A 13,714-nucleotide genomic window follows, 5' to 3' on the forward strand; every position below is an offset into this window, starting at 1 on the left:
CCGCAACGATGCAGCAAACGCCGTTGAAACTACTGATGGTCGAAGACAGCTCGATGGACGCTGAGCTTACCCTGATGCGCCTGGAGCGCAGCGGGCTGCATGTGCAGTCGCAGCTGGTGTTCGACCATGCGGGTGTCGAACATGCCCTGCGCCAGGCCTGCTACGACCTGATCTTGTGTGACTGCGTGCTACCAGGCTCGTCCGGCACCGAAGTGCTGGCCATCGCCCAACGCCTGGCACCCGACATCCCGTTCATATTCCTGTCCGGCATTTATGGCGAAGAGCACGCGGTGGAAATGATCCGCCTGGGCGCGACCGACTATGTGCTGAAGAAGAACCTGCCACTGCTGCCCAAAGCCGTGCGCCGGGCCCTCAGCGAAGTACAGGAACGCCAGCGCCGTCGCCGCGCCGAAGAGGCCTTGGCGGACGTCGAAGCACGTGCTCGCATCGCCATCGACGCCGCCGGCATGGGCACCTGGGACCTGCGCCCGCAAGAGGGCCTGTTGCTGTGGGATGACCGCTGCAAGACCTTGTTCGGCCTGCCCACCAGCACCGAAATGAGCCTTGAAGTGTTCTACGCCGGCATCTACCCCGACGACCTGCCACTGGTGCGCGAGGCGGTGGAACATGCCATGCGCCCGGAAAGTGACGGTCATTACCGCGTGGAGTTTCGGATCGCGCAACCCAATGGCCTGGAGCCCCGCTGGTTGCTGAGCAGCGGCCAAAGCCAGTTCGTCGATGATCAGTGCGTTCGCTTCTCAGGCGTACTGCAGGACATCCACGCGCAACGCCAGGCCACCCAGGCGCTGCGTCAGCTGAACGAGATGCTTGGCGAGCGGGTCGAGCGCCGTACCCGCGAACGCGATCGTGCCTGGGAGCTGTCGCAGGATTTGCTGGCCGTGCTGAACAAAGACCTGACCCCGGTCGCACTGAACCCCGCCTGGGAAGCCAGCCTGGGCTTCTCACGCGAACGCCTGAGCCAGTCGTCCTTGCTGCACCTGCTGCCTGAGCAGGACCAGGAACAGTTACTCACCGAACTGGCCGCCCTCGCCCACGGCCGCACCAGCGCACGCTTTGTCGGTCGCATCCTGCATGCCGGCGGCCAACAGCGCTGGCTGTCGTGGGTGGTGGTGCCGGAGGACACCTTGCTGTACGTGGTGGCACGCGACATCACCAGCGAGCGCGAAGCCGCCCTGAGCCTGGCAGACGCCAACGCGCGGCTGCGCGAACAGATCAACGAGCGCGAGCGCATCGAGGCCGCTCTGCAGCAGATGCAGCGGCTGGAAGCGGTTGGGCAACTAACGGCTGGCGTGGCGCATGACTTCAATAACCTGCTGACGGTGATACTCACCGGTGCCAGCTTTCTGGAGCGCGATCTGGCCAAGGCCGACCTGGACAAGGCCCGCACTCGCCTCACCCATATCCGCGAAGCAGGCGAGCGTGGTGCCAAGCTGACCTCGCAGTTGCTGGCCTTCTCCCGCCGCCAGCGTCTGGAGCCGGTGCCGCTGAACCTCAACCGTACCCTGGCCGGTCTGGAAGAGCTGCTGCGCCGCACGCTGGGTGGCAACGTCTCGGTACGTCTGGACCTTGACCTGGCCCTGTGGCAGGCACTGACCGACCCCACCCAGACCGAGATGATCATCCTCAACCTTGCGATCAATGCCCGCGATGCCATGCCCGACGGCGGCCAGCTGACCCTGACAACGCGCAACACCCATATCGACAAGCGCCCGCAACGCCCGGAAGACCCGGACCCGGGCGAGTACGTGATGCTGAGCATCCGCGATACGGGTTGCGGCATGAACGAAGAGGTGCTGGCCAAGGTATTCGAGCCTTTCTTTACCACCAAGGACATTGGCAAAGGTTCGGGCCTGGGCCTGGCCCAGGTGTTCGGCTTTGCCAAGCAGTCCGGTGGCGGCGTGCGCATCGACACCACACTCGGTCGCGGTACCGAGGTGGCGGTATACCTGCCGGCGGTAAAAGAGGAGATGGTGAACGAACCCGTAGCAGCAGTGCTCAGTCAGTCAATCAGCGAAAGCGGCCATAACCGCACGGTGCTGCTGGTGGACGACGACCACCTGGTGCGCGACATGCTTGGCGATGTGTTACGCCAATACGGCTACCAGGTGCGCCAGGCGCACAGCGGCGAGCAGGCATTGGCATTGCTGGATGACGACATTGACCTGCTGCTGACTGATTTCGCCATGCCCGAGTTCAATGGTGCTCAACTGGCGCTGGCTGCCCGCGAACGATACCCCCGCCTGCCGGTGGTGTTTCTTACCGGTTATGCGGAGTTGCAGGGGCTGGACCTGCCGGGCAGCCTGGTGATCCAGAAGCCGGTGCAGGCTGATGAACTGGCCAGGGCGCTGAACGAAATGCTGGGGATTTCCGGGTAACCCGGTACGGCACGCCCCGCGCTCAGGAGGTGCGGAGGCGCGCAAAATCACAAAAACGCGAAAACGCGAAAACGCGAAAACGCGAAAACCCAGCGCTCATCTTTCCTGGCACCGGGTTAAATACGTTTGAATCTTGAAAAATGGCAGGGGCGGCTGGATTCGAACCAACGCATGGCAGGATCAAAACCTGCTGCCTTACCGCTTGGCGACGCCCCTGTATCGGATGCAGCGTTTGCTGCTCTGACAATTCCAACTGAGTGACAACCGGGTTGTTGTCTTGGAATGCGCGGCACTTTAACAACAAACTTTCGGTCTGTGAACCCCCCTGATCAAAAAAATTGCCAAAAAACAGCGAGTTAGTCATTTGGGCGCTGGTGTGGCGACCGTCCGTCGGTTTCCGCCCGCCTCGCTTCAACACAATCGCATTCCACACTTCCAATCAGGTAAGCCCATTGCATTGACCAAGGAGGACCCCATGCCTGTCTCTCACGATCTCTACCAGGACCTGCACTACCCGCGCGAAATCGTCCAGCAGCGCCGCCAGCAGGACAAGGCGCTGGACCGCTTGCTGGACGAATATATGGACATCGACAACCAGGTGCTCGCTGCCGAATCGATATCGGCCGGTAACTTCGTCGACGAAGACCTGCGCCACCTCAAGGAACGTCGCCTGGCGGTGAAGTACATGATCGAACGCCAGCTGGAGCGAAAGGCATAGCCCGCACAGGCACAAGAGGCGGCCAGACCTATCGCAAGAAGTGATGATTGCCCGGCACTTTCTCTATTAGTCAAAATGGCCGCTCTCGGGCAAGCTGCAGGCTGCCCCGCCATCGCCCAAGGAGCGTTGCTTTTGTCTGCCTGGATCCCTACCCCGCTGCGCCAGCTTGGCCAACGCTTGCGCGGCACCGCCAATCAACAGAGCGAGCTGCTCGGCTGGTTCGAGGACAAGGCGCACAGCCGTGGTTATCAGCTGAGTGACGGTCAGCGGCGGGTAATCCACTGCATGGCCGAACAACTGACGCAGCTTGAACAAGGTCAACCGCGCAGTCTGTACCTGTACGGCTCGGTCGGCCGGGGTAAAAGCTGGCTGCTCGATGGCTTTTTCCAGGCCGTGCCGATAGCCGCCAAGCTGCGCCTGCATTTTCATGATTTCTTTGCACGCCTGCACCAGGGCATGCACCGCCACCGGGCGCTGGACGACGCGCTGGGCGCAACGCTGGACGAGCTGGTGGGTGGTTGCCAAGTGCTGTGCTTCGACGAATTCCACGTGCATGACATAGGCGATGCCATGCTGCTCACCCGGCTGTTCAACGCCTTGTTCGCCCGTGGCGTGTACCTGCTGGTGACCTCTAACTACGCGCCCGAAGGGCTGTTGCCCAACCCGCTGTATCACGAACGTTTTCTGCCGGTCATTCGCCTGATCAACAGCTCGATGCAAGTGCTCGAAGTCGGTGGCGACACGGATTTTCGCAGTTTGCCGGCCAACCGCGAGCATCAGCGTTTTACCCAGGGCCATTATGTCTGGCCGGGTGATGCGGCGCAGCGCCAGGCGCTGAATGTGCCGAGCGAACAACCGGTGATACTGGACGTGAACAAGCGCCCGCTGCGAGCGCTGGCCATCGATGGCCGGCGGGTGGTGCTTGGCTTTGACGATCTGTGCGAGAAGGCCACCGCGGTCATCGACTACCTGGTGCTGGCCAGGGAGTATGACGAGTGGGTCATCGATGGGCTGGATGACCTCTCGGCGTGTTCGCTGGCGGCTCAGCAGCGCTTCGTCAACCTGGTGGATGTGCTGTATGACCAGGATCGGCGGGTGATTGTCATAGGTAAACGTCCGCTGAAAGAGAGCCTGGGCGGCCCGCTGGCCGACCTGATGCGTACCCGCAGCCGGTTGGGGCAACTGCACCAGATTGCCCCCTGAGCCTGCAGTGCCTGAGCCGGCCCATTCGCGGGTGAACCCGCTCCTACGACCACCGATGCGTCTGTAGGAGCGGGTTTACCCGCGAGTACGGTAGCGGCCGCAACGGTGAACGGCGGGTGGTAATTGGCCAGCAGGCCCGGCCTCTTCGCGGGTGAACCCGCGCCTACGACGGCCTCTGCCGAGCCACCGATGCACGTCCCGCCCGCGAAGGGGCCATCGAGGTCAAACCATCAACCCGCCCTGGGCAAATCCGCCAGCACCGCTTCGATCTCACCCAGCACCGCAGGGTCATCCAGGGTCGAAGGCGGCACATAATCCTGCCCATCGGCAATCTTGCGCAGCACCGCCCGCAGAATCTTGCCGGAACGGGTCTTGGGCAGGCGCTTCACCAGCCGGACCCGGTTGAAACAGGCCAGCGGGCCAATTTCCTCGCGCACACTGCCCACCAGCTCCACCAGCAACTGCGCCTCGGCAATGCCCTCGCCATCCTTGAGTACCACCAGCGCCAACGGTACCTGCCCCTTGATCTCGTCATGCACACCGATCACAGCACACTCCGCTACCGCCGGGTGGCGGGCGACCAGGTCTTCCATTTCACCGGTGGACAAACGATGACCGGAAACGTTGATCACATCATCGGTGCGCCCCATGATGTAGACGAAGCCATCATCGTCCAGATAGCCGCCGTCACCCGTGTGGTAGTACCCCGGATATGTGCGCAGGTAGGCCTGCAGGTAGCGCTCGTGATCCCCCCACAGCGTCTGGCTGCAGCCGGGGGGCAGTGGCAGTGCAATCACGATCGAACCCTGATGGTTGGCCCCGAGCAAGTGGCCTTCGTCATCCAGTACGCGAACGTTGTAACCCGGCACCGCCCGGTTGCTCGACCCTGGCTTCGCCGCGCTGCCCTCCAGCCCGACGCAAGGCGCGGTGACCGGCCAGCCGGTCTCGGTCTGCCACCAGTGGTCGTGCACCGGCTTGCCACTCACCCGTTCCAGCCATTCATGGGTGCTGGAATCCAGCTTTTCCCCCGCCAGGAACAGTTGCCGCAGCGAGCTGAGGTCATGTTTGCGAATCAGGTCGCCCTCCGGGTCTTCCTTGCGGATGGCGCGCATGGCCGTAGGTGCACAGAACAGCGCGTTGACCTGGTACTGCTCCACCACCCGCCAATAGGCCGAAGCATCCGGGGTGCGGATTGGCTTGCCTTCGTAGAACACGGTGGTACAGCCGCTCATCAACGGCCCGTAGACGATCAGTGAGTGGCCGACCACCCAACCGACGTCGGAAATGCCCCACCACACATCGCCGGCCTGCATGCCATAGATATGGCGCATGGCGTAACACAGCGCCACGGCATTGCCGCCGTTTTCCCGGACGATACCCTTGGGTTTACCGGTGGTGCCTGAGGTATACATGATATACAGCGGGTCGCCGGCATCCAGCTCGACGGGCGCCACCGGTTCGGCGCCGGCCAAGGCCGCCTGCCAGTCCAGGTCGCGGCCTGGCAGCAGTTCAGCGTGCGCCTGTGGCCGCTGCAGCACCAGCACATTGCGCGGCTGGTGCCGGGCCAGTTGCAGGGCACGGTCAACCAGCGGCTTGTATGCAATGACCCGGTCGAACTCCAGCCCGCACGATGCCGTCAGCAACAAGGTGGGCCGAGCGTCATCGATGCGCAGGGCCAACTCGTTGGCGGCAAAGCCACCGAACACGACCGAATGCACCGCGCCGATCCGCGCGCAGGCCAGCATCGCCATGGCCGCTTGCGGCACCATGGGCATGTAGATGATCACGCCATCGCCCTTGTTCACCCCCAGCTGGCGCAGCAAACCGGCCAGGCGTGCTACCTCGTCGCGCAACTGGTTGTAGGTGTAGGTCTGCTGCACACCGGTCACGGGCGAATCGTAGATCAGCGCCAACTGCTCGCCCCGGCCCTGCTCGATCTGGTGATCGAGGGCCAGGTAACAGCTGTTGAGGCGGCCATCCGCGAACCAGCGGTGGGTACCGTCGGCGTTGTCTTGCAGGGTCAAGGCAGGCTTGCGGTGCCAGGCCAGGTCTGCGGCCTGTTCCGCCCAGAACGCGGCAGGGTCGGAAATGGAATGGGCGTAGCTGTGCTGGTAGCTCATGTCGTTAAAAACCCGGTACTTGTTGTTATTGAAGGGCGAAACCTGAGTATGGACCGCTCTACCCACGCCGCCATGGGACTAAAGTCACAACCGACCTGCAAATTTGCAGACAACGCAATAACGCCCCATAACAGTGCAAAGCCTCTAGAATAGGCCACCCCTTCAACCACCGAGCAGCCCATGGACATCGAGCAGGCCCGTACCTTCCTGGAAATTGTGCGTTGCGGCAGCCTGGTCGCCGCGGCCGAACGCCTGTTCGTGTCACAAACCGCGATCACCGCGCGCGTGCAGCGCCTGGAACAGCAACTGGGTTGCCAGCTGTTCGTGCGTAGCCGCAGCGGCGCCAGCCTGACCAGCGATGGCGAAGCGTTCGTCAGTTATGCCAACCAGTTGGTGCAAACCTGGGAAGCCGCGCGCCGCGACCTGCCGTTGCCTGAAGGTTGCCAGCAGGTGCTGCATGTGGGCGGCGAGGTGAGCCTGGGCAACCCGATGATGCTCGACTGGGTAAGTGCCCTGCACCGTGAACTGCCCAGCCATGCCATCCGCAGCGAGGTCAGCGATGGAGAGTCGCTGCTGCGCAAGGTCGAGATGGGCTTGCTGGACGCCGCGCTGGTCTACCAGCCGACCTACGGTCCAGGCCTGCAGGTGGAGCAGTTGATGGAAGAGAAGCTGATTCGCGTGCGCCGGGTCGAGCGGCCCGAGCCGTACATCTACATCGACTGGGGCGAGGCCTTCCGCCGCCAGCATGATGCGGCCCTGCCCGACTGCGCGCGCCCGGCGCTTAGCTTCAACCTTGGCCCGTTGGCCCTGCAGTTCATACTCGACCAAGGCGGCAGTGGCTACTTCCGCACGCGGGTGGTGCAGGCCTATCTGGACAGCGGCGTGTTCGAGCGGGTACCTCAGGCTCCGGAGTTCACCTACCCGACCTTTCTGGTGTACCCGCGTAAACGTGACAGCGAAGCCCTGCAACAGGCCTTCGCGATCCTGCGCCGGCTGGTAGCTGCCGGCGCCAGCGACTGGTCACAACGCTGGGACCCGGTTATCTGAAGCCTCGGTCTTGCTGAGCAACTGACGCTTGAGGCCGGCAATCAGGTCGGTCTGGGTGATCACCCCCACCAGCTTGTCGCCATCAAGCACCGGCAAGCAGTGCAGGCCTTGTTCGCACAACAAGGGCAGCAGGCGTTCCAACGGGTGCTGGCTGCTGACACTGACAACCCGCCTGCTCATCACTTGCGCCATGCGCACCGCCTGGCGGCCGAACAGACCGCGCCAGCTGAAACGCCCACGCTGCATCGCCGGGCCAACCAGGTCGCTGAGGCTGACGATGCCCACAAGCTTGCCGTGCTGCAGGACAGGCAGGGTGTTCAGGTGATGGCTGGCGAGCATTTTCCAGGCCTGCTCCAGCGTGGTATCAGGCGTGACGAACTGCACATCGCGGGACATCACCGAGGCCGCGGTGATACCGCCAAGGCTGCGCTGCAGGGCGTGCTGCTCGGTGGCGAGGATGATGCGCTCCAGCTCGTCACGGGTGACGTCGACGAACTCGCCCAGCTCTTCCAGGGCCTGGTCCAGGTCTTCACTGCGGATGCCGACCCGCTCGCCGGGCAGTGGGTCATGGGTGTGGTGCAGGTCTTTGCGTGGCACCGCGCCTTTCGGGTAGCGCACACCCGTCAAACGGTTGTAGGCGATTGCCACTGTCACCAGGATCAGCGCATTGAGCAGCACCGGCTCCAGCAGGTGATCGCCCATGGCGGTCAACCCCGGGTCGGCCAGCACCGCGCTCACTGCCACACCGCCACCCGGCGGGTGCAGGCAGCGCAACAGGCACATGACCAGGATCGAGATGCCGAGTGCCGCAGCAGCCACCCACAGCTCGGGGCCGAAGCCTTCGCGCATGGCCAGCCCCACTGCACCCGCCAGGGCGTAGCTGCCCAACACCGGCCAAGGTTGGGCCAAGGGGCCGGAATGCACCGCAAACACCAGTACCGCCGAAGCAGCCAGCGGGCCGAGCAAGTGCAGGGCGATGTTCGGGCCATAGGCCATGCTGGTCAGCCAGCCCGCGAGGAAAAGGCCAAATAGCGCACCGATACCGGCACGCAACCATTCTTTTGGGGGGATGTTGAGAGGGGCCGGCAACAGCCGCTGCAGACGACTTTCGGAACGCGAGGCAGACATTTGGGCAATCGGGATCTTTGGTTTTTCTGTTCAAAAAGAAAGCCCAGCCGAGTTGGCCTGGGCCTCGTATTGCGCATGCAATACCACAAGGGGCTCCGTCCGTGGAGAGATGGAAACCACAGGGTTTCGTGGGAGGATTTTGCCGGGTGGGGGGAATTTGGGCTAATTCAAAAAACTGCGGCTGTACTGCAATTTTTTTGCAGTACTGATAGGGCCAAAGGGGATTGCGTACACCTGTGCGAGCGGCCTTGTGTCGCGATGGGCCGCACAGCGGCCCCGGCATCACCGAGCCTTGCGCGGCAGGTCGATGCTCACCCGCAACCCGCCCAGCGGGCTCTCCAGCAAGGCCAGGCGGCCGCCCCATGCGTCAACGATATCGCGCACGATGCCCAACCCCAGCCCATGCCCAGCCACCTGTTCGTCCAGCCGTGAACCTCGCTCCAGCACCTGCTGCCGCTGGTCTTGCGCAATACCCGGGCCATCGTCATCAACCCACAGCCGGTAGCCCTCGGCGTTCGACGCGATACCCACGCGCACTTCGCTGTCTGCCCACTTGCAGGCGTTGTCCAGCAGATTACCCAACAGTTCCAGAACGTCCTCGCGGTCCCATGGCAACAACAGCCCGGGCGACACATCACTTGCCAGCAGCAGGCCCTCGCCATGAATCATGCCCAAGGTCCCGAGCAGGCCCGGCAGTTCGGCATCACAATCGAACTGCGCACCCGGCAGCGCATCCCCTGCCAGGCGCGCACGGTTCAGCTCGCGCGCCAGGCGTTCCTGAATCTGCTGCAACTGCTCGCGCATTTGCGCGCGCACCTCCGGCAGACCCTGCAGGCGTTCACTGGAAGCCAGGCTCAGCAGCACCGCCAGCGGCGTCTTCAGCGCATGGCCGAGGTTACCGAGGGCATTGCGTGAACGGCGCAGGCTGTCTTCGGTATGGCTGAGCAAGTGGTTGATCTGCCCCACCAGCGGTACCAACTCACTGGGCACCTCGGCATCCAGCTGCGAGCGCCGCCCCTGCTGCAGTTGGGCGATCTGCTGGCGCGCCCGCTCCAGCGGCCGCAGCGAGCGGGTAACCGTGATGCGCTGCAGCACCAGAATCAGGATCAGCGCCACCAGGCCCATGCCCAGGCCGATCTGCTGCAAGCGTCGGAAACCTTCGCGGACCGGTGAATAGTCCTGAGCCACACTGATCGAAATGTCCTGGCCCAGGCGCCGGTAGTCGGCACGCAGGGCCAGCAGCTGCTGGCCTTCGGGGCCGAGTTCATGGCTATCGGAAAGCCCGGGCGCTGCAGGCTTGGGCATGTCCAGGTCCCACAGCGAACGAGACCTCCAGGTACCCTGGTCGAAATCGATGCGGAAGTAGTAACCGGAAAACGGCCGCTGATAGGCAGCCGAAATGCGCCGCTCATCCAGCTGCAGGCCGGAAGGCCCACGCACCAATGCCACCAGCAGATTCTCGCTTTCCTTGCGCAGGCCGCTCTCCAGATAACGTTGCAGCCCGGCTTCGAACAGCCACAAGGTCAGTTGCGCCAGCACCACGCCGACTACCACCAGTACCGCCACCAGGCCCAGGCTCAGGCGCGCCTGGATCGACTTCACTCGCCGCTCCCGGCATAGATGTAGCCTTGCCCGCGACGGGTTTCGATCACACTGCGGCCCAGCTTGCGGCGCAAATGGTTGACGTGGACCTCCAGCACGTTCGAGTCGCGCTCGGTTTCACCGTCGTAGAGGTGCTCGGCCAGGTGGCTTTTGGACAGGATCTGCTGCGGGTGCAGCATGAAGTAGCGCAGCAGGCGGAACTCGGCGGCAGTCAGTTGCACATCCACCCCGTCGCGGCTCACGCACTGACGGCTTTCGTCAAGGTGCAGGCCGGCTGCTTCCAGCTTCGGCTGATTGGCCAGGCCACGGGCGCGGCGCAGCAACGCCTGGATGCGCAGTTGCAGCTCTTCGGGGTGGAAGGGCTTGCTCAGGTAATCGTCAGCCCCTGCCTTCAGCCCTTCAATGCGCTCGGCCCAGGAGCCGCGGGCAGTGAGGATCAATACCGGTGTGGCCAGGCCGGCGGCGCGCCACTGGGCCAGCACGTCCAAGCCGGGCAAGCCAGGCAGGCCGAGGTCCAGGATGATCAGGTCGTAAGGCTCGCTTTGTCCCTGGTAAACCGCGTCACGGCCATCAGCCAGCCAGTCCACGGCATAGCCCTGGCGCTGCAGGCCGGTGGTCAGTTCATCGGCCAACGGTACGTTGTCCTCGACAAGCAACAGGCGCATTCAGTCATCTTCCTCGTCTTTGAGCAGGGCGCCGGTGCTGGCATCGAGCTTGATCTCGCGCACCACACCTTCAGTCGTCAGCAACTCGACTTCATATTCGTAGCGATCATCGTCTTCTTCCAGCTCGGCTTCCAGCAGACGCGCCCCGGGGTGACGCCCCAGGGCGGTCTCGAGCAGCTGTTCGAGCGGCAGGATGATGCCCTTCTGACGGAGCTTCAGGGCTTCATCCTGGTCCAGGTCGCGGGCAACAGCCAGGGAGCAGACGGCAAGCAGCGAGAGCGCCAGGTAACGTGCCGTCCGGGATACATGGATCATCAGCTGTCTCGTTCGTCCTTGAGCACCTCACCGGTCTTGGCATCCATGTCGACGTCCCATTCGACGTTCTGCGTATCACGCAGCTCGACCTTGTAGATGTAGCGGCCGTACTCGTCTTCAAGTTCCGAGTCAGTGACGGTGGCGCCTGGGTGCTTGGCCACGGCAGCGGCCTTGAGCTCGTCCAGCGACTTGATGGTCTTGGCGTTGACCAGTTTGACCACTTCGTCAGGCTGAACGTCCTTGGCGAAGGCGGCATTGGCGCCCAGGGCGAGGGCAGCGGCGGTGATCAGGGCAGTCATGGTTTTCATCGTTCTTCTCTCCTGAGAACTGTGCAAGTTGTCTACGGGGTTAAGATTAACCAGCGGTCCTTAATTCAACCTGAAAACAACTGGCGGCATGATAGCGCAGTTACGCCGCCAACCCGACTTGGCCTCGTGCAAGGTGCGGCCTTGCGCTGCGAAAGGGCCAATACAGGCACACACAGGTGTGTTATCTGTAACGGCTGCTTTGAGCCCAAGAGACCCGCCATGAGCGCCATCCACATCAAATACCCCGCCCTCACCTTCAAGGCCGGCCAGCGTGCCTTGCGACACATCCGCGAGCGCGGCCTGCAAGCGGCCGATGTCGGGGTATTGCCGGGCGCGGCGGGTGGGCCGAAGCCGCTGGGCATCCAGGGCCTGGACCTGGCGCTGTTCGGCGAGTTGCTACCCTCGGCACCCCGTCAGCGTGCCCTGATCGGCGCATCGATCGGTGCCTGGCGCTTCGCCAGCGCCTGCCTCGACGACCCGGTCGCCGGCATCCGCCGCCTGGGCGAGCTATACACCGAGCAGGATTTCGCCAAGGGCGTCACCCCGGCCGAAATCAGCCGCAGTTGCCAACGCATGCTTGATGACTTGCTGGAGGGCCGCGACGGCCAGCTGCTGGCCAACCCTCACTACCGCCTGAACATTCTGGTGGTGAAAAGCCACGGCCAGCTCGCTCACGACCATCGCGGCCGCCTGGGGCTGGGCCTGGGCTCGGTGGTTGCCAGTAACCTCCTGGGCCGTTCGCGCCTGGCCCGCCACTTCGAGCGCATCATTCTGCACGATGGGCGCGCCGCGCCTCCGCTCGACACGCTGACCGACTTCCCCTCACGCTACCTGCCGCTGGACTTGACCAACCTGCGCCACGCCCTGCTCGCTTCCGGGTCGATACCGATGGTCATGCAGGGCGTGAAAGACATCCCCGGTGCCGGCGCCGGCACCTACCGCGACGGCGGCCTGCTCGACTATCACCTCGACCTGCCCTATCGCGGCGACGAGCTGGTGCTGTACCCGCACTTCACCGACAAGGTGGTACCCGGCTGGTTCGACAAGGCCCTGCCCTGGCGCAAGGGCGATGCCACCCGCCTGCAAAACGTGCTGCTGATGACGCCTTCGCCGCAATACCTGGCAGCCCTGCCCTACGGCAAACTGCCCGACCGCAACGACTTCAAGCGCTTCATGGGCGATGCGCCAGGGCGCAAGCGCTATTGGTACAAGGCCATTGCCGAGAGCCAGCGCCTGGGGGATGAACTTCTGGAACTGACCGCCACCGGGCGGCTGCATGAACGCCTGCAAGCCTTGTAGCGGCCATGCTGGTAGACTGCGCGCATTATTGATTCACACAGAGTTATGACAGCGTGGAAATTTTCAAGGAATTCACATTCGAATCGGCCCACCGCCTGCCCCACGTCCCTGAAGGGCACAAATGCGGCCGTTTGCATGGCCACTCGTTCAAGGTCGGCCTGCACCTGACCGGCCCGCTCGACCCGCACACGGGCTGGATCCGCGACTTCGCCGAGGTCAAGGCGATCTTCAAGCCGATCTATGATCAGCTGGACCACAACTACCTGAACGACATCCCCGGGCTGGAAAACCCCACCAGCGAAGTGATCGCCAAGTGGATCTGGGACCAGGTCAAGCCGCTGATGCCCGAGCTGTCCAAGGTTCGCATCCACGAAACCTGCACAAGCGGTTGCGAATACACCGGCGACTGATTCGCCCGGCTCACTGGCCCTGCGCGCTGCCCATGGCATCGCGCAGGAAGCTGGGGGCGATGTAGCGCTGGTAGTGCGCCTCTGAAAGCAGAAAGAACTCGCGATCGATCGCATCGCGCAATTGGGGCAGTTCCCAGTCACGGAACTCCGGCAGCAACACCATGCCATAGGCCTCCAGGTCACGGATCATCCGCGCCCCTCGGGCAATCAGCTGGTAAGCCCAGCAATACACCGACTGCTGCTCGACAAAGCGGATGGAGCGCTGCTCCAGTTGCTGGCGCAGCAGGCCTTTGTCGAACACCTCAAGCTTGGCCATCATCACCTGCACCAGCAACTGCTCAAGGCGCAACCACACGGCGCGCTTCTGCGTGTCGTCGTAGCCGTTCCAGTTGATCACTTCGTGGTGAAAACGCTTGCAGCCACGGCACACCGTGTCTCCGTACACCGTGGAGCACAGGCCGACGCAAGGGGTTTTGATGGACTTGTTGGACATGAAAAACAAC

At 63.3% G+C, this 13,714-nt stretch carries 13 protein-coding genes and 1 tRNA gene; 6 read left to right on the plus strand and 8 right to left on the minus strand.

Annotated elements, in window-relative coordinates; all coding sequences use genetic code 11:
* Positions 1 to 8 precede the first annotated feature (8 nt).
* Positions 9 to 2,396: a response regulator gene (locus ACF8FG_RS17630; RefSeq protein ID WP_318077668.1), complete on the plus strand. Its 2,388-nt coding sequence runs from the start codon at positions 9 to 11 to the stop codon at positions 2,394 to 2,396.
* Between the two features lie 141 nt (positions 2,397 to 2,537).
* Here ACF8FG_RS17630 and ACF8FG_RS17635 read toward each other — a convergent pair.
* Positions 2,538 to 2,612, minus strand: a tRNA-Gln gene (locus ACF8FG_RS17635).
* 259 nt (positions 2,613 to 2,871) lie between these two features.
* Between ACF8FG_RS17635 and ACF8FG_RS17640 the strand changes: the two genes are divergently transcribed.
* Both ACF8FG_RS17640 and zapE read left to right on the plus strand, forming a co-directional pair.
* Positions 2,872 to 3,114 carry a hypothetical protein gene (locus ACF8FG_RS17640; RefSeq protein WP_012271609.1) on the plus strand — a complete coding sequence of 81 codons (243 nt, stop codon included), beginning with the start codon at positions 2,872 to 2,874 and terminating at the stop codon, positions 3,112 to 3,114.
* 132 nt (positions 3,115 to 3,246) lie between these two features.
* Positions 3,247 to 4,317: a cell division protein ZapE gene (gene zapE / locus ACF8FG_RS17645; RefSeq protein WP_318077671.1), complete on the plus strand. Its 1,071-nt coding sequence runs from the start codon at positions 3,247 to 3,249 to the stop codon at positions 4,315 to 4,317.
* Positions 4,318 to 4,547: 230 nt separating this feature from the next.
* Here zapE and ACF8FG_RS17650 read toward each other — a convergent pair whose 3' ends face one another.
* Positions 4,548 to 6,437, minus strand: a complete 1,890-nt coding sequence (locus ACF8FG_RS17650) for a propionyl-CoA synthetase (protein ID WP_070384063.1) — start codon at positions 6,435 to 6,437, stop codon at positions 4,548 to 4,550.
* Between the two features lie 180 nt (positions 6,438 to 6,617).
* Here ACF8FG_RS17650 and ACF8FG_RS17655 point away from each other — a divergent pair, with 180 nt between their 5' ends.
* Positions 6,618 to 7,484: a LysR family transcriptional regulator gene (locus ACF8FG_RS17655; protein ID WP_010953310.1), complete on the plus strand. Its 867-nt coding sequence runs from the start codon at positions 6,618 to 6,620 to the stop codon at positions 7,482 to 7,484.
* Here ACF8FG_RS17655 and ACF8FG_RS17660 read toward each other — a convergent pair.
* The 5 genes from ACF8FG_RS17660 to ACF8FG_RS17680 form a co-directional block, all read right to left on the minus strand.
* Positions 7,458 to 8,612 carry an HPP family protein gene (locus ACF8FG_RS17660; RefSeq protein ID WP_076403334.1) on the minus strand — a complete coding sequence of 385 codons (1,155 nt, stop codon included), beginning with the start codon at positions 8,610 to 8,612 and terminating at the stop codon, positions 7,458 to 7,460. The two genes, ACF8FG_RS17655 and ACF8FG_RS17660, sit on opposite strands and share 27 nt — an antisense overlap.
* A gap of 282 nt (positions 8,613 to 8,894) precedes the next feature.
* Positions 8,895 to 10,214 (minus strand): sensor histidine kinase, encoded by a 1,320-nt coding sequence (locus ACF8FG_RS17665; RefSeq protein ID WP_267273815.1) that lies wholly within the window; start codon positions 10,212 to 10,214, stop codon positions 8,895 to 8,897.
* Complete coding sequence (locus tag ACF8FG_RS17670) at positions 10,211 to 10,879, minus strand: response regulator transcription factor (RefSeq protein WP_014591651.1); 669 nt, start codon at positions 10,877 to 10,879, stop codon at positions 10,211 to 10,213. The genes ACF8FG_RS17665 and ACF8FG_RS17670 overlap by 4 nt, the downstream gene beginning before the upstream one ends.
* Positions 10,880 to 11,194 carry a PepSY domain-containing protein gene (locus ACF8FG_RS17675; RefSeq protein WP_003250344.1) on the minus strand — a complete coding sequence of 105 codons (315 nt, stop codon included), beginning with the start codon at positions 11,192 to 11,194 and terminating at the stop codon, positions 10,880 to 10,882.
* Positions 11,194 to 11,502, minus strand: coding sequence for a PepSY domain-containing protein (locus tag ACF8FG_RS17680; RefSeq protein ID WP_010953306.1), 309 nt, complete (start codon positions 11,500 to 11,502; stop codon positions 11,194 to 11,196). Before ACF8FG_RS17680 ends, ACF8FG_RS17675 begins: the two co-directional genes overlap by 1 nt.
* Positions 11,503 to 11,721: 219 nt before the next feature.
* Between ACF8FG_RS17680 and ACF8FG_RS17685 the strand changes: the two genes are divergently transcribed.
* Both ACF8FG_RS17685 and queD read left to right on the plus strand, forming a co-directional pair.
* Positions 11,722 to 12,801, plus strand: coding sequence for a patatin-like phospholipase family protein (locus ACF8FG_RS17685; RefSeq protein WP_014591652.1), 1,080 nt, complete (start codon positions 11,722 to 11,724; stop codon positions 12,799 to 12,801).
* Positions 12,802 to 12,854: 53 nt separating this feature from the next.
* Complete coding sequence (queD, locus tag ACF8FG_RS17690) at positions 12,855 to 13,211, plus strand: 6-carboxytetrahydropterin synthase QueD (RefSeq protein ID WP_003250327.1); 357 nt, start codon at positions 12,855 to 12,857, stop codon at positions 13,209 to 13,211.
* A 10-nt stretch (positions 13,212 to 13,221) separates the two neighbouring features.
* Here the strand turns inward: queD and ACF8FG_RS17695 are convergent, their stop codons facing one another.
* Positions 13,222 to 13,704: a DUF1289 domain-containing protein gene (locus ACF8FG_RS17695; RefSeq protein ID WP_003250325.1), complete on the minus strand. Its 483-nt coding sequence runs from the start codon at positions 13,702 to 13,704 to the stop codon at positions 13,222 to 13,224.
* Positions 13,705 to 13,714 lie beyond the last annotated feature (10 nt).

The sequence above is a fragment of the Pseudomonas sp. YQ_6 genome (assembly GCF_043103245.1).
Classification (GTDB): Bacteria; Pseudomonadota; Gammaproteobacteria; order Pseudomonadales; family Pseudomonadaceae; genus Aquipseudomonas; species Aquipseudomonas alloputida.

Coding starts and splice junctions, on each gene's coding strand:
- ACF8FG_RS17630 (WP_318077668.1), top strand. CDS start 9: ATGCAGCAAACGCCGTTGAAACTACTGATGGTCGAAGACAGCTCGATG.
- ACF8FG_RS17640 (WP_012271609.1), top strand. CDS start 2,872: ATGCCTGTCTCTCACGATCTCTACCAGGACCTGCACTACCCGCGCGAA.
- ACF8FG_RS17650 (WP_070384063.1), bottom strand. CDS start 6,437: ATGAGCTACCAGCACAGCTACGCCCATTCCATTTCCGACCCTGCCGCG.
- ACF8FG_RS17655 (WP_010953310.1), top strand. CDS start 6,618: ATGGACATCGAGCAGGCCCGTACCTTCCTGGAAATTGTGCGTTGCGGC.
- ACF8FG_RS17660 (WP_076403334.1), bottom strand. CDS start 8,612: ATGTCTGCCTCGCGTTCCGAAAGTCGTCTGCAGCGGCTGTTGCCGGCC.
- ACF8FG_RS17670 (WP_014591651.1), bottom strand. CDS start 10,879: ATGCGCCTGTTGCTTGTCGAGGACAACGTACCGTTGGCCGATGAACTG.
- ACF8FG_RS17675 (WP_003250344.1), bottom strand. CDS start 11,194: ATGATCCATGTATCCCGGACGGCACGTTACCTGGCGCTCTCGCTGCTT.
- ACF8FG_RS17680 (WP_010953306.1), bottom strand. CDS start 11,502: ATGAAAACCATGACTGCCCTGATCACCGCCGCTGCCCTCGCCCTGGGC.
- ACF8FG_RS17685 (WP_014591652.1), top strand. CDS start 11,722: ATGAGCGCCATCCACATCAAATACCCCGCCCTCACCTTCAAGGCCGGC.
- ACF8FG_RS17695 (WP_003250325.1), bottom strand. CDS start 13,704: ATGTCCAACAAGTCCATCAAAACCCCTTGCGTCGGCCTGTGCTCCACG.